We start from the raw sequence: 23,870 nt of genomic DNA, 5'->3' as shown, positions 1-23,870 counted from the left end.
ACACGGCTGCACCCCAACCCGCCCTAGAGGCGGGTTTTGTTTTTCCGTCTCCAGGGCCTTCAAACAAAGCGCCAGGAGACACCGATGAGCACGTGCCCCGTTCCCCACACCGCCAACCCGGAACTGCTTGAGCACTACGTGAAAAAGATCCTCGCCGCACCGGTCTATGACTTGGCAGTGCGCACGCCCTTGCAGGCAGCCCCGGCGCTGTCGGCGTTGTTGGGCAATCAGGTGTTGCTCAAGCGTGAGGACCTGCAGCCGACCTTTTCCTTCAAGATTCGCGGCGCCTACAACAAGTTGGTGCAGCTCACGGCCGAGCAAAGGGCCCGGGGCGTGGTCACCGCGTCGGCGGGCAACCACGCCCAAGGTGTGGCACTGGCCGCGCTGGAGCTGGGGATCAAGGCACGCATCGTCATGCCCTGCAGCACGCCGCAACTGAAGGTGCTGGGTGTGCGCTCCCGAGGTGCCGAGGCGGTGCTGCATGGGGAGAGCTTTCCCTTCGCGCTGGCCCATGCGCTGCAATTGGCCAAGACTTCGGGTTGCACCTTTGTGTCGCCGTTCGATGACCCGGACGTGATCGCGGGCCAGGGCACAGTGGCCATGGAAGTGCTGCGCCAGCAACAGGGTGCGCTGGATGCGATCTTCGTACCGGTCGGCGGCGGGGGCTTGATCGCCGGCGTTGCCGCCTACGTCAAATACCTGCGGCCCCAGGTGCGCATCATCGGCGTCGAGACCGAAGGCTCCAGCTGCCTGTTGGCGGCCTTGCGTGCCGGTGAGCGGGTGGTGTTGCCCAGTGTCGACGGGTTTGCCGATGGCACCGCCGTGGCGCAGGTCGGTGCCTATGGGTATGAAATCTGCCGCGACTGGGTGGATGAAGTGATCACCGTGAGCAACGACGAGTTGTGCAGCGCCATCAAGCTGATCTACGACGATACCCGCTCGATCACCGAACCCTCAGGCGCACTCGCCGTGGCAGGCATTCGTCGTTACGTCGAGCGAACCGGTACGCGTGGCCAAACCCTGGTGGCGATCAATTCAGGCGCCAATATCAATTTCGATAGTTTGCGACATGTTGCTGAAAGAGTGGCGGCGCAAACGGCTGTTTAACCGGAAGTCCGGGATTAAACGTTTAATCCCTGCCTTTCGCCGAGAGTTTGATGACTGAATGTAAAAACCTTTCCGGGATATATAACAATCCTCGTCACTTATGAGGAAAGGTTACAACGAGAGGGGATTTTGCCGAGTAGGCTGGTGATTGAAAGCGTCTTCCAGGGTTGGCAAGACGTGGCAGGCACGCACCTGCCAGCAACTTGAGCGTTCATAAAAACTGATTGGCAGTCTCATAAAAGGAGAGGTTGGCCATGCTTTCGGAATTAGAACTTCGCAGCATTATTGAAGGAAGTTTCCTGCCTAAACGGTGCGAGTGCACCAAAGCCGAAGATGCCTCGCTGACGATCAAGGTCTATGACGACCGCGACCGTGACCGAGTGGATCTGGAAGTCAAAGGCATCAACGCCGACAAGCTCGACAGCAGTCGAGCCATTTGCAACCTGATCACCGGGTTGCGCGAAGACCTCAAGCACACCCATGCACCCGCCCTGCAAAGAGTGGGAGGACGCGGCTACTACTAGGCCGACGTCTGAGGTTGAATCACCGACGACCTGTGGGCCTGGATAAACGCCAGGCCCAGTACGGTTTCTGTTGCCACTGCCAGCAGGATGCCTGGCCCTGCATTGCCATTGATCCATTCACTGAACCCCAGCACAGCCAATACCAGGCAACCGGTGATAAAGCCGGTGGTCAGGGCGCTTCGTGTGTCAGAGGGCGGTGCATGGCGAGCGCGGTAGAACATGATGCCGATCGCCAGGAACAGCGCGGCGTTGCGGCGTGAGACCAGCCCGGTCGCGCTGGAATACTCGACGCTCCACAACCACAGCAGCAGGTCGGGACGCAGGCCCCAGACCAACGCGAGGGCAAAGCACAGCAGGGCGGTAAACGTAGCGAGGGCGCGGAAGCTCAGTGACATGGCGAATCCTTTCAGCCTGGTGACAAGCCCGCAAGACTACTCGTTTATGCGCGGGCCTGCCTTGTCTGTTTCAACGGCTCAGTTCTGGAAGTCGCAGGCTTCCGACATCTTGCGGTAGCCCACATCTTCGATTTTGCCGGCTTTATCGACGAACTTGATGTCGGCGTTGATGACTTTGCACACATTGGTGTCGGTTTCGTGCATGGCAATCACTTTGTCGATGTTCAAGGGCATGCCGTATTGATAGGGCACGGGTTTGGCATCCGTTTGCTGGGCAGTGTCAGCCTGGGCGACGCCTGAGAGCGCGGCCAGGGCCAAGGTGCCGGTGAACAGTAAAGTACGCAGTTTCATGAGGGTTCTCCGCAAGTCGTTCGCAGGCCCATCAACACGACGGGCCGGCGGCCGCACGGGCCCCCGGGGGCGGTGAGTGCGGTCAAGTTCACTGTCGACCTGGGGGATTAACCTTCGATTAATGATGCGCTAACTGACAAAACCTTCATGAACGCGTGTTCAGCCCAACTGCTGGCGATACGGCAGGTCCGGCCCGGTCTTGCCACAGGTGAGGGCGGCGGCGCGGATCGCGAAGCCGAGCATGGCGTCGATCTGCGCGCGGGTGAGCTGTTGCAGGCCCTCGACCGAATCCAGATCCTGCTCGGTCAACCAGGCAATCAGCGCGGCCTGGAAGGTATCGCCGGCGCCGACCGTATCGGCCATCACCACCTCTACGGCCGGTTGCGACCAATGGCCGTGCTGGCGGCTGAACACGCTGGCCCCTTCGCCACCCCGGGTGAGGAACACCAACTGGCAGCGGTGTTGCAGCCAGCCTTGCAGCACGCTTTCCGGCGACTGATCGGGGTAGAGCAAGTGCAGGTCTTCGTCGCTGACCTTGATCAGGTCGGCATGCTTGACCAGTTCGGCCACACGGTCACGCCACAACTGGATATCCGGTTGCGGGTTGAGGCGCACGTTGGGGTCGAGGCTGATCAAGCGCTTGCCGCTTTCACGCTTGACCAGGTTCAGCAGCGTGTCGCCAATCGGCTGCACGACCAGGGAGAACGAGCCAATGTGCAGGCCACGGATGTCTGCGCCCAACTCGGGCAGATGGGTGACTTCCAGCAGCCGGTCGGCACAGCCTTCACCACGGAAGTTGTACTGCGGTGAGCCGTTGGCGCCCACGGCCACCATCGACAGGGTGGTTGGTGCGGCGAACTCCACCAGGAACTGCTCGCTGACGCCTTCGTCCCTGAGCACCTGCAACAGGCGGCGGCCGAGGAAGTCGGTGGACACGCCGCCAAACAGCCCGGCTTCGATGCCCAGGCGGCGCAAACCCACGGCCACGTTGAACGGCGAGCCCCCGGCAATGGCCTTGTAGTTGACCTTGGAAGCCTGCCCGCTGGCATCTTCCTCGCTGAAGAAATCGAACAGCGCTTCACCACACACCAGATACATAGTCGTTCGCTCTTAAAGGGTTGCCACGAGTTGTTGATAGCGTTCGTACGCCTGTTGATAGGCGCTGACACTGGCCGCCACCGGCAGGGTACGGCTGGCCGGGTCGACGCTCACGCATTTGTCGCACAGGCTGGCCAGGGTTTCGCCGGACTGGCACCACGCCGCCTGGATCGCCGCGCCCAGGGCGGCGGCTTCGCTTTGTTCTGTACAGATCACTTCGGTGTTCATGATATCGGCAACCATCTGCCGCCACACCGGGCTCTTCGAACCGCCCCCGATCAAGCGGATACTCTGGCTTTGCAGGCCGGTCTGGCGCAGCAGGTCGAGGCCGTAGCGCAGGCCGAAGGTGGCGCCCTCGATCACGGCGCGGCACAGGTTGGCGCGCGTCAGGTTGCTCATGGTCAGGCCATGCAGGCTGCCGGTGGCGTGGGGCAGGGCGGGCACCCGTTCACCGTTGAGGAACGGCAGCATGCTCACGCCATCGGCGCCGATGGGGGCCTGTTCCACCAGCGTGTTGAACGCGACCAGGTCGAGGTCGAACAGCTCGCGGATCACCCCGGTGGCGTTGGTCAGGTTCATGGTGCAGATCAGCGGCAGCCAGCCACCGCTGGATGAGCAGAACGTGGCGACCGAGGCCTGCGGGCTTACATTCGGCTGGTCGGCGAACGCATACACGGTGCCCGATGAGCCGAGGCTCATGGTGATCACGCCCGGCGCGATATTGCCGGTACCGATGGCGCCCATCATGTTGTCACCGCCGCCACTGGCGACGATGGCGTTGGGGTTGATGCCCAGGCGTTCGGCGATTGCCGGCAGGATCGTGCCGACGCGTTGATCGGCCTCGACCAAGGTGGGCAGCGCGGCTTCAAGGCGCCCGCTGGGGTCGATGTGCTTGAGCAGGTCCACGTCCCACTGGCGGTTGCGCACGTTGAAATACCCGGTGCCCGATGCATCGCCATATTCCGCCACGGCACGGCCGGTGAGCCAGTAGTTGAGGTAGTCATGGGGCAGCAGGATATGCGCGATGCGCGCGAAAATATCCGGGTGCTGCTCGCGGGTCCACAGCAACTTGGAGACGGTGTAGCCCGGCGCAATCGCCACGCCGAGGCGCTCCAGCGAACCGCTTTCACCGCCCAGGTATTCGAGCAGGCGGTCGTTTTCGGGCGCGGTTTCAGTGTCGCACCACAGCTTGGCCGGACGCAGAACCTGGCCACTGTCATCCAGCAGCACCAGGCCATGTTGCTGACCGGAAACGCCGATGCCAAGAACGTCCTGGCCGTCCACGCCAGCCTGCTGCAAGGCACGGTGGGTGGCTTCGGTAAAGGCGTCCAACCATTCCTGGGTGTGCTGCTCGCGACGGCCATTGGCGCCGCTGATCAGGCTGTGCGCAGCCGCGCCCAGGCCCAGCACCTTGCCGCTGCTGGCGTCGAGGACGATGGCCTTGGTGCCCTGGGTGCCGCAGTCGATGCCGAGAAACAGGTTTTGCTGGGTCATGGTGGTCTGCTCAGCAGTATTGTCGGAGTGAAATACGCTCCCTGCAGGAGCCGGCTTGCCGGCGATGGCGGTGGTTCAGCCAGCCAAGAAGTGACTGACAGACCGCTATCGCCGGCAAGCCGGCTCCTACAGGTTTAAGCGGGTTGCTTCAGGAGGGTTTGCAGGGTGGCGGTCACGCCGTGGTCGCGCAGGCTCGCAAAATACCGCTCGAACGCTGCCACAAACGCAGGCGAGTTGGGAATAGCCGTGCCGAAAATCTCCTCCACCCCCAGCAGGCGCTTGCTGATCAGCGCATCGTCACTCACCAGCTCTTGGCAAAACTGCGCACGGGGATCCGGGATCTTGTAGCTCACGCCATTCTCATCCACACCCTTCAGGTACAACGCCCAGGCCGCCACCACCAGCGCCGCGCGGTCGGTCTCGCGCCCGTCGGCAATCAGGCGGTTGATGGTCGGCACGGTGAACTTGGGAAACTTCGACGAGCCATCGGAACAGACGCGTTCCAACTGGTCGGCAATCGCCTGGTTGGAGAAGCGGTCCACCAGTGTCTGCTTATATTCGGTCAGGTCGATGCCCGGCACCGGCGCCAGGTTCGGTGTGACGTCCAGGTCCATGTACGCACGCATGTAGGCCACGAACACCGGGTCATTCATGGTTTCGTGGACAAACCGGTAGCCTTTGAGAAAGCCCAGGTAAGTGAGGGCCAGGTGGCTTCCGTTGAGCAGGCCGATCTTCATCTCTTCGTAGGGCGTCACGTCGTCGGTGAACTGCACGCCGACCTTTTCCCAGGCCGGGCGGCCGTTAACGAATTTGTCTTCCAGCACCCACTGCACAAAAGGCTCGCAGACCACCGGCCAGGCATCGTCGATACCGTGCTCGTCGTGCAATTGCAGACGGTGCGCGGTGCTGGTCATCGGCGTGATGCGGTCGACCATTGCATTGGGGAAGCTCACATTGGCTTTGATCCAGTCGTGCAGCTCGGCGTTGTGCAGTGCGGCGAACGCCAGCAGTGCCTTGCGCGTGACGGCGCCGTTGTGCGGCAGGTTATCGCAAGACATCACAGTAAACGCCGGGGTGCCGGCGGCGCGCCGTTGAGTGAGGGCGGCGCAGATGAAACCGAACACGGTCTTGGGTGCAGTCGGGTGCGCCAAATCGTGCTGGATCTGTGGCAAGTGGGCCATGAACTCGCCGTTGCTGTCGTCGATGCAGTAGCCGCCTTCGGTGATGGTCAGCGAGACGATGCGAATCGCCGGGTCGGCCAGTTTGTCGATCAACGCTTGGGCACCGTCTTCGGCCAGCAACATGTCGCTGATGGCGCCGATCACGCGCACTTCGGTGTCGTCGGTATCGCCCAGTTCATACAGGGTGAACAGGTAGTCCTGGCCGGCCAGGTCGTCGCGGGCCTTGCGGTCCTCGGCACGCAGGCCGACGCCGCAGATGCTCCAGTCCAGGCCCACGCCGGTGTTCATCAGCGCGTCGGTGTAATAGGCCTGGTGCGCACGGTGGAAACCGCCGACGCCAATGTGGGCGATGCCCTGGGTGGTGCTGGCAATGGCATACGCCGGGATTTTCACCTGCGGCGCCAACTGGGTGAGGTTATGTTTATTCAGTTTCATGGCAACTCTCGCAAAATCAGGCGGCAGCGCGCAGTGGGCGGGCCACGGCTTTGCCTTCGGTGTCGAACAGATGGCAGTGCGCCGGGTCCAGGTGCAGGTGCAGCGTCTCGCCGTATTGGCTGGCCATGTCGCCACGAATGCGCATGGTCAGCGGCTCGCCGTTGGCGGTGACCACGTGGCAGAAGGTGTCGCTGCCCAGGCGCTCGCCGACGTCGGCGGTGACGGTCAGGCTGGTCTGGCCCGGCGTGGCGATTTCCAGGTGTTCCGGGCGAATGCCCAGGGTCACGGCGCTGCCGACGCTCAGCGTAGCGCCGCTTTGGGGCAGGTTGATCAGGGTGCCGGCGTCCAGTTGCACCTCGCAGCCCTGGCCGTCGACGCGGGTGACCTTGCCTTTGAGGAAGCCCATTTTCGGCGTGCCAAGAAAGCCCGCCACAAACAGATTGGCCGGCTGATGGTACAGCTCCAGCGGAGAGCCGACCTGCTCGATGCGGCCGCTGTTGAGCACCACTACCTTGTCGGCCAGGGTCATGGCTTCGACCTGGTCGTGGGTCACGTAGATCATGGTCGCTTGCAGTTCTTTATGCAGGCGCGCCAGTTCCAGGCGCATCTGCACGCGCAGGGCGGCATCGAGGTTGGACAGCGGCTCGTCGAACAGGAAGATCTTCGGGTTGCGCACAATCGCCCGGCCGATGGCCACACGCTGACGCTGGCCGCCGGAGAGCTGCTTGGGCTTGCGCTCCAGCAACGGGCCCAGCTCGAGGATGCGCGCGGCTTCACTGACTTTGCTCTCGACCAGCTTCTTGTCGACGCCGGCCAGGTCCAGGGCAAACGACATGTTCTTGCGCACGCTCATGTGCGGGTACAGCGCGTAGGTCTGGAACACCATCGCCAGGTCACGCTTGGCCGGGGTCACTTCGGTGATGTCGCGACCGTCCAGCTCGATGGTGCCTTCGCTGACTTCTTCCAGGCCGGCGATCAGGCGCAGCAGGGTGGACTTGCCGCAGCCCGACGGGCCGACGAACACCACGAATTCTTTGTCGTTCACCTCAAGGTCGATGCCCTTGATGATGGAGAAACCTTCGAAGCCTTTTTGCAGATTCTTGATTTTCAGGTTGGCCATGATGGGCCTCCGCTTGTAGTTATTCGTTAAAACCGCACACGCTCTTCGTAGGAGCCGGCTTGCCGGCGATGGCGGCTTCATGGCCGCCACAAGGCTCAAGGGCCTTATCGCCGGCAAGCCGGCTCCTACAGGGTATGTGGGTTATTTCACGGCGCCGAAGGACAAACCGCGCACCAGCTGTTTCTGGCTGATCCAGCCAAAAATCAGGATCGGCGCGCAGGCCAGGGTCGAGACGGCAGACAATTTGGCCCAGAACAACCCTTCGGGGCTGGAGTAGGAGGCAATCAGCGCGGTCAGTGGCGCGGCGTTGGACGAGGTGAGGTTCAGCGACCAGAACGCCTCGTTCCAGCACAGGATCAACGACAGCAGCACCGTGGACGCCAGGCCACCCTTGGCAATCGGCAGCAGCACGCGGACCATTTCTTGCCACAGGGTGGCGCCGTCCAGGCGGGCAGCCTCGAGGATGTCCTTGGGGATGTCCTTGAAGTAGGTGTAAACCATCCACACCACGATCGGCAGGTTGATCAGCGTGTAGATGATGATCAGCGCGATCCGCGTATCCAGCAGGCCAAAGCTCTTGGCCAGCAGGTAGATCGGCATCAGCACGCCCACCGGCGGCAGCATCTTGGTGGAGAGCATCCACAGCAGCGTGCCCTTGGTGCGCTGGGTTTCGTAGAACGCCATGGAGTAGGCGGCCGGCACCGAGATCAGCAGGCACAGGGCGGTGGCGCTGAACGAGATCACCACCGAGTTCCAGGCGTAGGCGAAGTAGTTGCTGCGCTCGTTGATGTGCAGGTAGTTCTCCAGCGTCGGCGTGAAGATGAACTGCGGCGGTGTGGCGAACGCGTCGATTTCGGTCTTGAAGCTGGTCAGCACCATCCAGAAGATCGGGAAGAAAATCAGGATCGCGATGGCCCAGGCCAGGGTGCCGAGCAGCAGGCTTTGCAGGCGGCGGGATTGTTGAAGCGTCATGGCGCGGCCCTCAAGGCTTGTCAGTCAGGTTTTTGCCGATCATCCGCACCAGGATGATCGCCGCGATATTGGCGATGACCACGGCAATCAAGCCGCCGGCCGAGGCCATGCCCACGTCGAACTGCACCAGCGCCTGGTTGTAGATGAGGTACGCCAGGTTGGTCGAGGCGTAGCCCGGGCCGCCGTTGGTGGTGGTGAAGATTTCGGCAAACACCGAGAGCAGGAAGATCGTTTCGATCATCACCACCACGGCAATCGGACGGGCCAGGTGGGGCAGGGTGAGGTGCCAGAAGATCGCGATGGCGCCGGCCCCGTCCAGGCGTGCGGCTTCCTTTTGCTCCTGGTCGAGGGACTGCATGGCAGTCATCAGCAGCAGGATGGCGAAGGGCAGCCATTGCCACGACACAATGATGATGATCGACAGCAGCGGGTAGTGCGCGAGCCAGTCCACCGGCTCGGCACCGAACAGCTTCCACACGGCGGCGAGAATCCCCGACACCGGGTGGAAAATCAGGTTCTTCCAGATCAGCGCACCGACGGTGGGCATGATGAAGAACGGCGAAATCAGCAACACCCGTACCAGGCCGCGACCGAAGAACTCACTGGCCTCCAGCAACGCACTGATCAACACGCCAAACACCACGCTGATCAACAGCACACTGCCCACCAGCAGCAAGGTATTGGTGGCGCCGGGCAAGAAGCCCGAATCGGTGATGAAGTAGGTGAAGTTCTCCAGCCCCACGAATTGGTTTTCACCGGGGTAGAGCAGGTTGTAGCGGATCAAGGAGAAGTACAGGGTCATGCCCAGCGGCACGATCATCCACAGTAGCAGCAAGGCCACCGAGGGGCTGACAAGGAACCAGCCGGGGTTGGCCAGGCGGTTTTTGGGTGGTGTATTCATGGTGATCAAAACCAGTCGATTACAGGCAGGGCCAGCGTCGGAGCGCGATCCAATGTGGGAGCTGGCTTGCCTGCGATAGCGGTGTGTCAGCACACACATTCATCAACTGACAGACCGCTATCGCGGGCAAGCCCGGCTCCCACATTGATGGGGTTCCCACATTTACAAGGGTGAGTCAGGCCTATTTGGGATAACCGGCGCGCTTCATCTCGCGCTCGGTGGTGGTCTGCGCGGCAGTCAGGGCCTGGTCCACCGTTTGCTGACCGGTCAAGGCGCCGGAGAAGAACTTGCCGACCTGGGTGCCAATGGCCTGGAACTCAGGAATGGTCACCAACTGGATACCGATGTACGGCACCGGCTTGAGGGTCGGTTTGGTCGGGTCCGCGACTTTCAGCGATTCCAGGGTCACTTTGGCAAACGGCGCGGCCTTCATGTATTCGTCGCTGTAGGTCGATTTGCGCGTGCCTGGCGGTACATTGGCGATGCCGTCCGTCTTGGCCACGAGCTGGCTGTATTCCTTGGAGGTCGCCCAGCTGGTGAACACCTTGGCGGCGTCCTTGGCCTTGGAACTGGTCGGAATCGCCAGGCTCCAGGAGTACAGCCACGAGGTGCCCTTGTCGGTTTTCTCGTGAGGGGCAAAGGTAAAGCCGACGTGGTCGGCCACTTTGCTCTGGGTCTTGTCGGTCACGAACGAGCCGGCAACACTGGCGTCGACCCAGATCGCGCACTTGCCGCTGTTGAACAGAGCCAGGTTCTCGTTGAAACCGTTGCTGGAAGCGCCCGGCGGGCCGGATTTTTTCATATTGTCGACGTAGAAGGTCAGCGCGTTCTTCCACTCGGGGCCATTGAATTCCGGTTGCCATTTTTCGTCGAACCAACGCGCACCGTAGCCGTTGGCCAAGGTGGTGATGAGCGCCATGTTCTCACCCCAGCCGGCTTTGCCGCGCAGGCACAGGCCGTACTGTTCTTTGGTCTTGTCGGTGAGTTTTTCCGCGAATTCGCCGATCTGGGTCCAGGTCGGGTGCTCGGGCATGGTCAGCCCGGCGTCCTTGAACAGGTCGGTGCGGTAATAGGTAATCGAGCTTTCGGCGTAGAACGGCAGGGCGTACAGCGAGCCTTTGACAGACAAACCGTCACGCACAGAAGGGAAAACATCGTCGAGGTCGTAGGACGCCGGCAGGTCTTTCATTGGCTCCAGCCAACCCTTGGCGCCCCAGAGTGCAGCTTCGTACATGCCGATGGTCAACACGTCGAACTGTCCGCCCTGGGTGGCGATGTCAGTGGTCAAGCGCTGGCGCAGCACGTTTTCTTCGAGCACCACCCAATTCAGCTTGATCTCCGGATGCTCGGTCTCGAAGGTTTTCGAGAGCTTTTGCATGCGGATCATGTCGCTGTTGTTGACGGTGGCAATGGTCAGGGTCTGCGCGCCAAAGCTGATGGCGCTGAGGGTCATGCAGGTCATCATGCAGGTAGAGGCAAGCAGAGCTTTTGCTGTGAACTTCATCGCGCACTCCATTTCTGCGCCCAGGGGGCTACAGAAGGACAGTTATTGTTGTTGTGTCTTCCTGCAACGAGCCAGGAAGAGTGTGCGGTTGATTACAGCCTTGAAATGGCGATGTGACAAATCCTTGGGCGCACTGGCACTGATACTTTTTTGCACTTGCGTCGTGATAGGCTGAAACGATTGACCCAAGCAGACCCCGCCCCCCTGTAGGAGCCGGCTTGCCGGCGATGGCAACGACACGGTGCCCCCGACACGCCGAGGTACCTGCATCGCCAGCCAGCCGGCGCCCACAGAAAGCGATTCAGGCCAGGTTCTGCTCAGTCAACCGCTGCACCGCCAGGCGGCGGTAGTGGGAAGGGGTCATGCCCTTGAGCTGTTGGAAGCGCCGGTTGAAGTTGGAAATATTGTTGAAACCCGACTCAAAGCACACATCCGTCACCGCCTTGTCGCCATCGGCCAACAACTCGCATGACTTGCTGATGCGCAGCCGGTTGACGAACTCGATAAACGTGCGCCCCGTAGCCTGTTTAAACACCCGTGAGAAATACGTCGGCTTCATACCCAGGTAATCCGCCACTTCCTCCAGGGGCAACTCGCGCGCATAGTGGGCAAAGATGTAGTCCACCGCGCGGTTGGTGCGGTCGATGCTGTGTTCGTCGGCCAGTTGCGGCGTGTTCACCCCGGACAGCAACTGGTAGTCCTCGCAGGCGCTGAGCACCTCCAGCAGGATAAAAAAGTGCCCCAGGCGCGCCATGCCCTGGGCGTCTTCGATGCGTTGCATCAAGGTCATGGCCTGGGCGATGGTTTTTTTGCAGCGAAACTCGATGCCATATTGGGCGCGCTCCAACAACGGTGCCAGGGTCTTGAGTTCAGCGAAGATCTGGCTGCCGCTTTCAAACAGCTCATCCGTGAAGTTCACCAGCATGTCGCGCTTGGGCACCACCTCGTCTTCCTCCACCTGGCTGATCCAGTTGTGGGGCAGGTTGGGGCCGGTGAGGAACAGGCTTTCCGGGTAGAAGTTGCCGATATAGTCGCCGATGAACACTTTGCCGGAACTGGCGACAATCAGGTGCAGCTCGTATTCCTTGTGGAAATGCCAGCGCACCAGCGGGCAGGGGAAACCGTGCTGGCGATAGATGATGGACAGTCCGTTGTGGTCGTCCATCAGCTCGTAGGAAGGGTCGGTGATACGCGCTGCTCGGGTCATGCTGCCGTCGCTTTATTGTGGTTGCTGCGTAGGATAATGCCCCCTCGTGCGCGACCTCGCCAGCGCTGGTGTTTACACGACGCGGTTTTTCGCTTCGATCCATTGGGACATGTACTGCGTACTTTTATGCGCATGGTGGCGCAGCATGCTGCCGGTGAAGTTGTCCCGGCGATGGGCTGCCAGGTTGCGGCGACAGTGTTCCAGGCACGCCACCAGCGCCGGGCCATGCATGTTTTGGTCATAACGGCGAGCCAGCAACCGGCGCCCGTTTTCCTGGGCCTCGGTCCAGCGTGCGCGGTCTTGATACAGCGCCACGGCCGCCGCTGCCAGGGCCGAGGCGCTCTGTTCGATCACACCCGGCCACGGTTGGCCGTCGCCCATGGCTTCGGCACCGATCGGCGTGGTGACACTCGGCGTGCCGCAGAGCATCGCGTCCACCAGCTTGCCCTTGATGCCGGCGCCAAAGCGCAGCGGCGCCAGGCAGAGACGTGCGGCGGTCATCACCTGCAACGCGTCTTCGGCCCAGTTCATCACATGAAAGCCCTGCGCCGGGTTGTGCAGCGCCGTGGCCTTGGGCGGCGTGTACGCGCCGTAGACATGCAGCTGGGCGCCCGGCAGTTGCTGGCGGATCAGCGGCCACAGGCTGTTCTTCATCCACAGCACCGCGTCCCAGTTCGGCGCATGACGGAAGTTGCCGATGCTGAGAAAGTGCGCGCGGTCCTCGAATGGCGCGAACGCCTCGGTCGGCGGCTGCAGCATCAGTGGGCACCAATGGAGCAGGGCGGCGGGCACTTTGAACTGCTCGGTGAGCAGGCGGATCTCCACGTCAGAGATCATCAGGCTGATATCACAGCGGTAAATCGCCGCGATTTCGCGCTTGGCCAGGTCAGTGTCGGCCATCAACTGGAACTCTTCTTCCAGCGCGGGTGCGAACAGTGCGGTGAAGTCGTCGCTGTCCGGATCGGCTTTCAGGTGGTTCTTCTGGCGTTGGTGACGTGCGTCGCGCAGGCTCTGCAGGTCGGAAGTTTCCAGTACGCGCAAGGCGTTGGGGCAGCATTTCTCCACGCGCCAGCCGAACTGCTCTTCCATCATGAAACGGTCGAACAGCACGATATCCGGGGCCAGTTCGCGGATAAAGTCGTCGAAGCTGCTGCTATTGAGTTCAATCGCGCATTCGCGGATGCCCAGTGCGGGCAGGTCAGCCTTGTGTTCGCCGACAGTGGCGGGGCTGCTGAAGGTGATGTCCCAGCCTTGCGTCAGAAAACTCTCAAGGATTTGCATCATGTGCCCGCCTGCCGCCGAGGAACGCGGTTCCGGCCAGACGTAACCAATGACCAGGACTTTGGTGGCAGGTGGATTCATCAACAACGCATTCCTTGAAGGGCAGGGGAAAAGCACGCAATTAAACCACAACCACCGGCATGAGAATTTGTGCGCAGCGATAGGTAGCCACCGTAGTTTGTGGTTAACTTCGGCCTCTCGAATTCGTTTCATTAAACCCAGCATAAGGATTCTGTTCATGGCTCAAGTCACCCACCGTGGCAACCCGATCCAGGTTGAAGGCGATCTGCCGCAAATCGGTTCCCAGGCGCCGGACTTCACCCTGACCGCCGGCGACCTGTCGGACGCAACCCTGGCCACCTTTGCCGGCAAGCGCAAAGTGCTGAATATCTTCCCAAGCGTCGACACGCCGACCTGCGCTACGTCGGTTCGCAAGTTCAACGCCCAGGCCAACGACCTGAACAACGCCGTTGTGCTGTGCATCTCCACCGACCTGCCATTCGCCCAGGCGCGCTTCTGCGGTGCTGAAGGCCTGGAAAACGTTAAGAACCTGTCGGACTTCCGCAGCGCTGCCTTCGCCGTCGACTACGGTGTGGCCATCGCTGAAGGCGCACTCAAGGGCCTGACCGCTCGTGCTGTGGTCGTGCTGGATGAAAATGACAAGGTGTTGCACAGCGAGCTAGTTGCTGAAATCGGCCAAGAGCCGAACTACGAAGCAGCCCTGGCTGTTTTGAAGTAACTGTTTCTGCGCATTACTGTCGTTTTGCAGTAACACGCGTGCTGCATGATTGCGGCCTGGCCTAGTCCAGGCCGTTTTTATTTGTCGCTCAAACGCTTAGCCCATTAGCGAATGGACTAAGGTCAGAAGTTAAAAGTTGTAAGTCCAAGGTAAATAGCCGGTAAAGGCGCTTTTCTTAATGCGCACCAGTGCTTATCTTTCAGCCTCCCAAAGAAGAAGCTCTCGCGCCCAATGGTTGATCATTCCATGCAATCCTCCCCCCGCAATTCCCGCCGCTGGCTGTTCGGCCTGCTCGTGCTGCTGGTCATCGCCGGCCTGTGCTGGAAATTCTGGCCCGCCAGCCACAAGGACGCCGCCGCCAAAAAGCCGGCCGAGCGCGCCGGCAAGTCGGGGATGATGCGCCCGGGCTTCGGCGGTTCTACCGGCCCGATCCCGGTGCGCGTGGCGCCGGCGGTATTGGGTGACTTCCCGGTGTACTACAAGGCGTTGGGCACGGTGACGGCGCTCAACACCATCAATGTGCGCAGCCGGGTGGGTGGCGAACTGGTGAAGATCGCCTTTGAAGAAGGGCAGATGGTCAAGGCCGGTGACCTGCTGGCGGAAATCGACCCGCGCAGCTACCAGAACGCCTTGCTCCAGGCCCAGGGCACGCTATTGCAGAACCAGGCGCAGCTGAAGAACGCCCAGGTCGACGTGCAGCGTTACCGCGACCTGTATGCCCAGGACAGCATCGCCAAACAGACGCTGGACACCGCCGAAGCGCTGGTCCTGCAATACCAGGGCACGGTCAAGACCAACCAGGGCGCGGTGGACGACGCCAAGCTCAACCTCGAATTCACCAAGATCCGTGCGCCGATCAGCGGCCGTGTCGGCCTGCGTCAAGTCGATGTGGGCAACCTGGTGGCGGCCAATGACACCACCTTCCTCGCCGTGATCACCCAGACCCAGCCCATCAGCGTGGTCTTCACCCTGCCGGAAAACACCCTGGACACCGTGCTCACCCGCTACCACGCCGGCAACAAACTGCCCGTCGAAGCCTGGGACCGAGGCGACTTGAAACAACAGGCAACCGGCGTGCTGCAAAGCCTCGACAACCAGATCGACGTGACCACCGGCACCCTGAAGTTCAAGGGCCGCTTCGATAACAAGGACCAGGCGCTGTTCCCCAACCAGTTCGTCAACGTGCATTTGCTTGCCGACACCCTGCACAACGCGGTGCTGGCACCGTCTGCGGCTATCCAGTTCGGCAACAACGGCACCTTTGTCTACAAGCTCGATGGCGACAAGAAGGTCAAGGTTCAGCCCCTGGTGATCGGCGACAGCGATGGCGACAACACCGTGATCAAGGAAGGCCTGGCGGCGGGCGACCGTGTGGTGCTGGAAGGCACCGACCGCTTGAAGGACGGCAGCGAGATCGAAGTGGTCAATGACAGCAGCGAAGTGCCGACCACCCCGACCGAACACCTGCAAGGCAAGCCTGCGGCGAAAGGGGAGACCGGCGCCAGCGCCGGCAAGGCGCAAAAGGTCGGTTCATGAACCTGTCGCGGCTGTTTATCCTTCGCCCGGTTGCTACCACGCTGAGCATGCTGGCCATTGTCCTGGCCGGCATCATCGCGTACCGCTTGCTGCCGGTGTCGGCTCTGCCCCAGGTGGATTACCCGACGATCCGAGTGATGACTTTGTACCCTGGCGCCAGCCCGGACGTGATGACCAGCGCGGTCACCGCGCCCCTCGAACGCCAGTTCGGGCAAATGCCCGGGCTGACGCAGATGGCGTCCACCAGCTCGGGCGGCGCTTCGGTGCTGACCCTGCGTTTCAACCTCGACATCAACATGGATGTCGCCGAGCAACAGGTACAGGCCGCGATCAACGCCGCCACCAACCTGCTGCCCAAGGACTTGCCCGCGCCACCGGTGTACAACAAGGTCAACCCGGCCGATACGCCGGTGCTGACCCTGGCGATTACTTCCAAGACCATGCTGTTGCCCAAGCTCAATGACCTGGTCGACACGCGCATGGCGCAAAAAATTGCACAGATCAGCGGTGTCGGCATGGTCAGCATCGCCGGTGGCCAGCGCCAGGCCGTGCGCATCAAGGTCAACCCGGAGGCCCTGGCGGCCAATGGCTTGAACCTGTCGGATGTGCGTACCCTGATCGCCGCGTCCAACGTCAACCAGCCCAAGGGCAACTTTGACGGCCCCACTCGCGTGTCGATGCTCGATGCCAACGATCAGTTGGTCTCGCCCCAGCAGTACGCCGAGCTGATCCTGGCCTACAACAACGGTGCGCCGTTGCGTCTGAAGGACGTGGCACAGATCGTCGATGGCGCCGAGAACGAACGCCTCGCCGCCTGGGCCAATGAAAACCAGGCCGTGCTGCTCAATATCCAGCGCCAGCCGGGTGCCAACGTGATTGAAGTGGTGGACCGCATCAAGGCGTTGCTGCCGAGCATCACCGACAACCTGCCCGCAGGCCTTGACGTGACGGTGCTCACCGACCGCACCCAGACCATCCGCGCCTCGGTCACCGATGTACAACACGAATTGCTGATCGCCATTGCCCTGGTGGTGATGGTGACGTTCCTGTTCCTGCGCCGTTTCAGCGCCACGATCATTCCGTCCATCGCCGTGCCGTTGTCGCTGGTGGGCACCTTTGGCGTGATGTACCTGGCGGGGTTCTCCATCAACAACCTGACGCTGATGGCCCTGACCATCGCCACCGGGTTCGTGGTGGACGACGCCATCGTGATGCTGGAGAACATCTCCCGCTACATCGAGGAAGGCGAGACGCCGCTGGCCGCGGCCCTCAAGGGCGCCAAGCAGATCGGTTTTACCCTGGTGTCCCTGACCTTGTCGCTGATCGCCGTATTGATCCCGTTGCTGTTCATGGCCGATGTGGTCGGGCGCCTGTTCCGCGAATTTGCCATCACCCTGGCAGTCGCCATCCTTATTTCCCTGGTGGTGTCCCTGACACTTACACCGATGATGTGCGCGCGCTTGCTCAAGCGTGAGCCCAAGGAAGAAGAGCAGGGGCGTTTCTACAAGGCCAGCGGCGCGTGGATCGATTGGCTGATCGAAGCCTACGGGCGCAAATTGCAGTGGGTGCTCAAGCACCAGCCGCTGACCCTGCTGGTGGCCATCGCCACCCTGGGCCTCACCGTGTTCCTGTACCTGGTGGTGCCCAAGGGCTTCTTCCCGGTGCAGGACACCGGCGTCATCCAGGGCATTTCCGAGGCACCGCAGTCGATCTCGTTTGCGGCCATGAGCCAGCGCCAGCAGGAGCTGGCCAAGATCATCCTGGCCGACCCGGCCGTGGAAAGCCTGTCTTCTTACATTGGTGTGGACGGTGATAACGCCACCCTCAACAGCGGTCGCCTGCTGATCAACCTCAAGCCCCACGGCCAGCGCGACTTGAGCGCCGCCCAGGTGATCACGCGCCTGCAGCCGGAAATCGACAAGCTGGTGGGCATCCGCCTGTTCATGCAGCCGGTGCAGGACCTGACCATCGAAGACCGCGTCAGCCGTACCCAGTACCAGTTCAGCATGTCCTCGCCTGACGCCGACCTGCTGGCGCTGTGGAGCGACAAGCTGGTGCATGCCCTGAGCCAATTGCCGGAACTCACCGATGTGGCCAGCGACCTGCAGGACAAGGGCCTGCAAGTGTTCCTGGTGATCGACCGCGACGCCGCCTCGCGGCTGGGCGTGAGTGTGTCGACCATCACCGATGCGCTGTACGACGCTTTCGGCCAGCGGCAGATTTCTACGATTTACACCCAGGCCAGCCAGTACCGAGTGGTGTTGCAGGCCCAGTCCGGCGAAACCCTCGGCCCGGCCGCGCTGAACCAGATCCATGTGAAAACCACCGACGGCGGCCAGGTGCGCCTGTCCAGCCTGGCTCATGTGGAACAGCGCCAGGCACAGTTGGCCGTCGCGCATATCGGCCAGTTCCCGGCAGTGATGATGTCGTTCAACCTGGCCCCCGGCGTGGCGCTGGGCAAGGGCGTGGAGCTGATCAACCAGACCCAGAAGGACATCGGCATGCCGGTGGGCGTGCAGACCCAGTTCCAGGGCGCAGCCCAGGCGTTCGAAGCCTCGTTGTCGAGCACCTTGCTGCTGATCCTGGCGGCAGTGGTCACCATGTACATCGTGCTCGGCGTGCTCTACGAGAGTTATATCCACCCGATCACCATTCTCTCGACCTTGCCGTCGGCCGCCGTGGGGGCGCTGTTGGCGTTGCTGCTCAGCGGCAATGACCTGGGCATGATCGCGATCATCGGCATCATCTTGCTGATCGGTATCGTGAAGAAGAACGCGATCATGATGATCGACTTCGCCCTCGACGCTGAACGCAACCAGGGCCTGGACCCGCAGACCGCGATCTACCAGGCGGCGCTGTTGCGCTTCCGGCCGATCCTGATGACCACGCTGGCGGCCTTGTTCGGCGCGGTGCCGTTGATGCTGGCCACCGGTTCCGGCGCGGAGTTGCGCCAGCCCCTGGGCCTGGTGATGGTTGGCGGCCTGCTGGTCAGCCAGGTACTGACCCTGTTCACCACGCCGGTGATCTACCTGTACTTCGATCGTCTGGGCCGGCGCTGGCGCAAAGAGCCGCAAAGCCTGGAGCCGGTTGAGTCATGAACCTGTCCGGACCTTTCATTCGCCGGCCGGTAGCCACTATGCTGCTGAGCCTGGCGATCATGTTGCTGGGCGGCGTGAGCTTCAACTTGTTGCCGGTCTCGCCGTTGCCGCAGATCGACTTCCCGGTGATCGTGGTGTCGGCCAGCTTGCCCGGGGCCAGCCCCGAGGTGATGGCGTCCACCGTGGCCACGCCGCTGGAGCGCTCCTTCGGCTCGATTGCCGGCATCACCACCATGAGCAGCTCGTCGAGCCAGGGCTCCACGCGGGTGATCCTGGCGTTCGACTCCGACCGGGACATCAACGGCGCGGCGCGGGAAGTGCAGGCGGCGATCAACGCATCGCGCAACCTGTTGCCCAGCGGCATGCGCAGCATGCCCACCTACAAGAAGATCAACCCGTCCCAGGCGCCGATCATGGTGCTGTCGCTGACCTCGGACGTGTTGCCCAAGGGCGAGCTGTACGACCTGGCCTCGACCATCCTGTCCCAAAGCTTGTCCCAGGTGCCGGGCGTGGGCGAAGTGCAGATCGGCGGCAGTTCGTTGCCCGCCGTGCGCATCGAGTTGCAGCCCAAGGCCCTCGACCAATACGGCGTGGCCCTCGACGACGTGCGCAATACCATCGCCAACGCCAACCAGCGCCGGCCTAAAGGTTCCCTGGAAGACAGCGAGCGCAACTGGCAGATCCAGGCCAACGACCAACTGGAAAAAGCCAAGGACTACGAGCCGCTGCTGATTCGCTACCAGAACGGCGCCGCCTTGCGCCTGGGGGATGTGGCCAAGATCAGCGACGGCGTGGAAGACCGCTACAACAGCGGCTTCTTCAACAATGATGCGGCGGTGCTGCTGGTGATCAACCGCCAGTCCGGCGCCAACATCATCGAGACCGTGCGGCAGATCAAGGCGCAATTGCCGGCCTTGCAGGCGGTGCTGCCGAGCAGCGTCAAGCTGAGCCTGGCCATGGACCGCTCGCCGGTGATCACCGCGACCTTGCATGAAGCCGAGATGACCCTGCTGATTGCCGTGGCGCTGGTGATCCTGGTGGTGTACTTGTTCCTGGGCAACTTCCGCGCTTCGCTGATTCCGACCCTGGCGGTGCCGGTGTCGCTGGTGGGCACTTTTGCGGTGATGTACCTGTTTGGCTTCTCGTTGAATAACTTCTCGCTGATGGCGCTGATCCTGGCCACCGGCCTGGTGGTGGATGACGCCATCGTAGTGCTGGAGAACATTTCCCGGCACATCGACGAAGGCGTGCCGCCGATGAAGGCGGCGTACCTGGGCGCCCAGGAAGTCGGGTTTACCTTGCTGTCGATGAACGTGTCGCTGGTGGCGGTGTTCCTGTCGATCCTGTTCATGGGCGGGATTGTCACCAACCTGTTCCGCGAGTTTTCCATCACGCTGTCGGCGGCGATCATCGTGTCGCTGGTGGTGTCGCTGACGCTGACGCCGATGCTCTGCGCACGCTGGCTCAAGCCGCATATCAAAGGCCAGATGACCGGCCTGCAACGCTGGAGCCAGAAGGTCAACGACCGTATGGTGGCCGGTTATGCCACCAGCCTTGACTGGGTGCTGCGCCACCGGCGCCTGACCTTGTTCAGTCTGTTGCTGACCATTGGCGTCAACGTCGCCCTGTATGTGGTGGTGCCGAAGACGTTCATGCCGCAGCAGGACACCGGGCAGTTGATCGGTTTTGTGCGCGGTGACGACGGCCTGTCGTTCGGCGTGATGCAGCCGAAGATGGAAACCTTTCGCCAGGCCGTGCTCAAGGACCCGGCGGTGCTCAGCGTGGCCGGCTTCATTGGTGGCAACAACGGCACCAATAACGCGGTGATGCTGGTGCGCCTCAAGCCCATCAGCGAGCGCAAGATTTCCGCCCAGGCAGTGATCGAGCGCCTGCGCAAGGACGTGCCACTGGTGCCGGGCGGGCGGTTGTTCCTGATGGCCGACCAGGACCTGCAGTTTGGTGGCAGCCGTGACCAGAGCAGCGCGCAGTATTCCTACATCCTGCAGAGCGGTGACCTGGCGGCGCTGCGCGAGTGGTACCCGAAGGTGGTGGCCGCGTTCCATACGTTGCCTGAGCTGACCGCCATCGACGCCCGTGAAGGACGCGGCGCAGCGCAGGTCACGCTGATCGTGGACCGCGACCAGGCCAAGCGCCTCGGGGTGGACATGGCCATGGTCACCTCGGTGCTGAACAACGCCTACAGCCAACGGCAGATCTCGACCATCTACGACAGCCTCAACCAGTACCAGGTGGTGATGGAGGTCAACCCGCTTTATGCCAAGGACCCGATCACCCTCAACCAGGTGCAGGTCATCACCTCCACGGGCGCGCGGATTCCGCTGTCGACCATCGCCCATTACGAAAACAGCCTGGCCGATGACACCGTGCGCCATGAGGGCCAGTTCGCTTCGCAGAACATTGCCTTCGATATGGCGCCCGGCGTGACGGTGGAGCAGGGCATGGCCGCCATCGAACGGGCGGTGGCCAAGGTCGGCTTGCCGGAAGACGTGATCGCCAAGATGGCCGGCACCGCCGATGCGTTTGCGGCGACCCAGAAGGGCCAGCCGTTCATGATCCTCGGCGCGCTGGTGGCGGTGTACCTGGTGCTGGGCATCCTGTACGAAAGCTACATTCATCCGTTGACCATCCTGTCCACCTTGCCGTCGGCGGGGGTGGGGGCGCTGCTGTCCATCTACCTGTTGGGCGGCGAGTTCAGCCTGATCTCGCTGTTGGGCTTGTTCCTGCTGATCGGCGTGGTGAAGAAAAACGCGATCCTGATGATCGACCTGGCGCTGCAACTGGAGCGCCACGATGGCATGAGCCCGTTGGAGTCGATCCGCAGTGCCTGTCTGCTGCGCCTGCGGCCGATCCTGATGACCACCCTGGCGGCGATCCTCGGCGCCTTGCCATTGCTACTGGGTGCTGGCGACGGCGCCGAAATGCGCCAGCCCCTGGGCCTGACCATTATCGGCGGCCTGGTGTTCAGCCAGATCCTTACCCTTTACACCACCCCGGTGGTTTACCTCTATCTAGACCGCGCACGCCATCGCTTCAATGCCTGGCGCGGCGTGCGGACCGATGCTGCCTTGGACACTGCGCTATGACCGATTCAACACCTGCCAATGCACTGCACCGGATCGCTGCTGCGATGCTCCCTGTAGGAGCCGGCTTGCCGGCGAAAAACGCCCAGGCACCGCGAACCGGCGGATTGAGCGCACGCTCGTTGACCACCTTCGCGAGCAAGCTGATGCCTACCGTCGGGTTGGCCCTGCTGCTCAGCGCCTGCGCCATCGGCCCCGACTACAAACGCCCGGACGTCATCGAACCGGCGCAATTCAAGGAAGCCCAGGGCTGGCGCCAAGCCACCCCCAGCGACTCCCTGGCCCGTGGCGCCTGGTGGGAGCTCTACGGCGACCCTCAGCTCAATGACCTGGTGGTGCGCCTGAACACTTCCAACCAAACCGTCGCCCAGGCCGAAGCGCGCTTTCGCCAGGCCCAGGCCCAGGTGCGCAGTGCCCGTGGCGCGTTTTTCCCGACGGTGGACCTGAGCGCCGGTAAAACCCGCGCCAGCCAGGGCACCGGCAGCAGCAATGCCAGCCTGAGCAGTTCCAGCAGCGGTATCCGTGACACCCTCAATGCTCAACTGGGTGTGAGTTGGGAAGCCGACGTCTGGGGCAAGCTGCGCCGAGGCCTGGAAGCCAATGAAGCCACGGCCGAAGCCAGCTCGGCGGACTTGGCGGCGATGCGCCTGAGCCAGCAATCGGAACTGGTGCAGGACTACCTGCAACTGCGAGTCATGGACGAACAGACCCGTCTGCTGCAAGCCACATTGGACGCCTACCAGCGTTCGCTGACCATGACCGAAAACCAATACCGTGCCGGCATTTCCGGCAAGGACGCCATCGCCCAGGCGCAAACCCAGCTCAAGACCACCCAGGCCAGCCTGATCGACCTGATCTGGCAGCGCGCCCAGCTGGAAAACGCCATCGCGGTGTTGATCGGCGAGGCGCCGGCCAACTTCAACCTGGCCGTCAGCCAAAGCATCCCGGCGTTGCCGCAGATTCCGGCGAGCCTGCCGTCGCAGCTGCTGGAACGCCGTCCGGACATCGCCTCGGCCGAACGTTCGGTGATCGCCGCCAACGCCAACATTGGCGTGGCCAAGGCCGCCTACTACCCGGACCTGACCCTCAGCCTGGCCGGTGGCTATTCGAGCAGCACCTACGCCGACTGGATCAGCCTGCCGAACCGTTTCTGGTCGGTGGGGCCCAAACTGGCCATGACCCTGTTCGACGGCGGCCAGCGTTCGGCCGAAGTCGACCGCAGCATCGCCAGCTATGACGAAACCGTGGCCAAGTACCGCCAGACCGTGCTCGACGGCTTCCGTGAAGTGGAAAACTACATGGTGCAGCTCAAGGTGCTGGAAGACGAGGCCGTGGTCAGCAACGAAGCGCTGGCCGCTGCACGCGAATCCCTGCGCCTGACCCAGAACCAGTACAAGGCCGGCCTGATCGCCTACCTGGATGTGGTTACCGTACAGGCCACGGCGCTGAGCAACGAGCGCACGGTGCTGACCCTGCTGCAGACTCGATTGGTCGCCAGTGTGCAACTGATCGCCGCGCTGGGTGGCGGTTGGGATGGCAACACGGATGTGAAGGCTGACTGAGTGTGGGAGCCAGGCTTGTGTGGGAGCTGGCTTGCCTGCGATACAGGCGACTCGGTGGTCAGGTGCAACGAGGCGATGCTATCGCAGGCAGGCCAGCTCCCACATTTGGATCTATGCCCGGCCGGGAAACTGGGTACACCACCGACCCCTGTAGGAGCCGGCTTGCCGGCGATCGCGGTGGTCCAGTCGACTTATGCGGTAGCTGATGCACCGCTATCGCAGGCAAGCCAGCTCCCACACAAACCCCATATTTGGATTCAATTT

The 23,870-nt window shown here is 62.2% G+C and carries 18 protein-coding genes; 7 read left to right on the top strand and 11 right to left on the bottom strand.

The window, feature by feature from the left end; translation table 11 throughout:
• The first annotated feature begins 84 nt into the window (after positions 1–84).
• Together ilvA and HX792_RS23785 are read left to right on the top strand one after the other, a co-directional pair.
• Positions 85–1,107, top strand: coding sequence for a threonine ammonia-lyase, biosynthetic (gene ilvA, locus HX792_RS23790; RefSeq protein WP_176998386.1), 1,023 nt, complete (start codon positions 85–87; stop codon positions 1,105–1,107).
• A 254-nt stretch (positions 1,108–1,361) separates the two neighbouring features.
• Complete coding sequence (locus HX792_RS23785) at positions 1,362–1,631, top strand: DUF1652 domain-containing protein (RefSeq protein ID WP_176998385.1); 270 nt, start codon at positions 1,362–1,364, stop codon at positions 1,629–1,631.
• Here the strand turns inward: HX792_RS23785 and HX792_RS23780 are convergent.
• From HX792_RS23780 to HX792_RS23730, 11 genes are all read right to left on the bottom strand, one after another.
• Positions 1,628–2,026, bottom strand: coding sequence for a hypothetical protein (locus tag HX792_RS23780; protein WP_176998384.1), 399 nt, complete (start codon positions 2,024–2,026; stop codon positions 1,628–1,630). The genes HX792_RS23785 and HX792_RS23780 overlap by 4 nt on opposite strands.
• Before the next feature lie 78 nt (positions 2,027–2,104).
• Positions 2,105–2,377 carry a DUF2790 domain-containing protein gene (locus tag HX792_RS23775; RefSeq protein ID WP_176998383.1) on the bottom strand — a complete coding sequence of 91 codons (273 nt, stop codon included), beginning with the start codon at positions 2,375–2,377 and terminating at the stop codon, positions 2,105–2,107.
• Between the two features lie 159 nt (positions 2,378–2,536).
• Complete coding sequence (locus HX792_RS23770) at positions 2,537–3,475, bottom strand: carbohydrate kinase (protein ID WP_176998382.1); 939 nt, start codon at positions 3,473–3,475, stop codon at positions 2,537–2,539.
• Between the two features lie 12 nt (positions 3,476–3,487).
• Positions 3,488–4,969 (bottom strand): xylulokinase, encoded by a 1,482-nt coding sequence (xylB, locus tag HX792_RS23765; protein ID WP_176998381.1) that lies wholly within the window; start codon positions 4,967–4,969, stop codon positions 3,488–3,490.
• Positions 4,970–5,103: 134 nt separating this feature from the next.
• Positions 5,104–6,585, bottom strand: coding sequence for a mannitol dehydrogenase family protein (locus tag HX792_RS23760; RefSeq protein ID WP_176998380.1), 1,482 nt, complete (start codon positions 6,583–6,585; stop codon positions 5,104–5,106).
• Between the two features lie 16 nt (positions 6,586–6,601).
• Positions 6,602–7,705 carry an ABC transporter ATP-binding protein gene (locus tag HX792_RS23755; protein WP_176998379.1) on the bottom strand — a complete coding sequence of 368 codons (1,104 nt, stop codon included), beginning with the start codon at positions 7,703–7,705 and terminating at the stop codon, positions 6,602–6,604.
• 141 nt (positions 7,706–7,846) lie between these two features.
• Positions 7,847–8,677, bottom strand: a complete 831-nt coding sequence (locus HX792_RS23750; protein WP_016968929.1) for a carbohydrate ABC transporter permease — start codon at positions 8,675–8,677, stop codon at positions 7,847–7,849.
• A gap of 10 nt (positions 8,678–8,687) precedes the next feature.
• On the bottom strand, positions 8,688–9,578 hold the full coding sequence (locus HX792_RS23745) for a carbohydrate ABC transporter permease (RefSeq protein WP_176998378.1): 891 nt from the start codon (positions 9,576–9,578) through the stop codon (positions 8,688–8,690).
• A 181-nt stretch (positions 9,579–9,759) separates the two neighbouring features.
• Positions 9,760–11,082: a sugar ABC transporter substrate-binding protein gene (locus HX792_RS23740; RefSeq protein WP_176998377.1), complete on the bottom strand. Its 1,323-nt coding sequence runs from the start codon at positions 11,080–11,082 to the stop codon at positions 9,760–9,762.
• A gap of 301 nt (positions 11,083–11,383) precedes the next feature.
• Positions 11,384–12,289: an AraC family transcriptional regulator gene (locus HX792_RS23735; RefSeq protein WP_176998376.1), complete on the bottom strand. Its 906-nt coding sequence runs from the start codon at positions 12,287–12,289 to the stop codon at positions 11,384–11,386.
• Positions 12,290–12,361: 72 nt separating this feature from the next.
• Positions 12,362–13,651 carry a glycosyltransferase family 4 protein gene (locus HX792_RS23730; protein ID WP_176998375.1) on the bottom strand — a complete coding sequence of 430 codons (1,290 nt, stop codon included), beginning with the start codon at positions 13,649–13,651 and terminating at the stop codon, positions 12,362–12,364.
• Positions 13,652–13,808: 157 nt separating this feature from the next.
• On the opposite strand from HX792_RS23730, the gene tpx reads away from it, so the two are divergent.
• From tpx to HX792_RS23705, 5 genes are all read left to right on the top strand, one after another.
• The gene (tpx, locus tag HX792_RS23725) at positions 13,809–14,309 is read left to right on the top strand and encodes a thiol peroxidase (RefSeq protein ID WP_176998374.1); all 501 of its coding nucleotides are present in this window, start codon (positions 13,809–13,811) and stop codon (positions 14,307–14,309) included.
• A gap of 231 nt (positions 14,310–14,540) precedes the next feature.
• Positions 14,541–15,845, top strand: a complete 1,305-nt coding sequence (locus HX792_RS23720) for an MdtA/MuxA family multidrug efflux RND transporter periplasmic adaptor subunit (RefSeq protein WP_176998373.1) — start codon at positions 14,541–14,543, stop codon at positions 15,843–15,845.
• Positions 15,842–18,943 carry an MdtB/MuxB family multidrug efflux RND transporter permease subunit gene (locus HX792_RS23715; protein WP_176998372.1) on the top strand — a complete coding sequence of 1,034 codons (3,102 nt, stop codon included), beginning with the start codon at positions 15,842–15,844 and terminating at the stop codon, positions 18,941–18,943. The genes HX792_RS23720 and HX792_RS23715 overlap by 4 nt, the downstream gene beginning before the upstream one ends.
• Positions 18,940–22,047, top strand: coding sequence for an efflux RND transporter permease subunit (locus HX792_RS23710; protein ID WP_176998371.1), 3,108 nt, complete (start codon positions 18,940–18,942; stop codon positions 22,045–22,047). Before HX792_RS23715 ends, HX792_RS23710 begins: the two co-directional genes overlap by 4 nt.
• 143 nt (positions 22,048–22,190) lie before the next feature.
• Complete coding sequence (locus HX792_RS23705; protein WP_256349892.1) at positions 22,191–23,606, top strand: efflux transporter outer membrane subunit; 1,416 nt, start codon at positions 22,191–22,193, stop codon at positions 23,604–23,606.
• Positions 23,607–23,870 lie beyond the last annotated feature (264 nt).

Source organism: Pseudomonas sp. B6002 (assembly GCF_013385985.1).
Classification (GTDB): domain Bacteria; phylum Pseudomonadota; class Gammaproteobacteria; order Pseudomonadales; family Pseudomonadaceae; genus Aquipseudomonas.
This window is presented reverse-complemented; position numbering and strand designations above follow the sequence as displayed.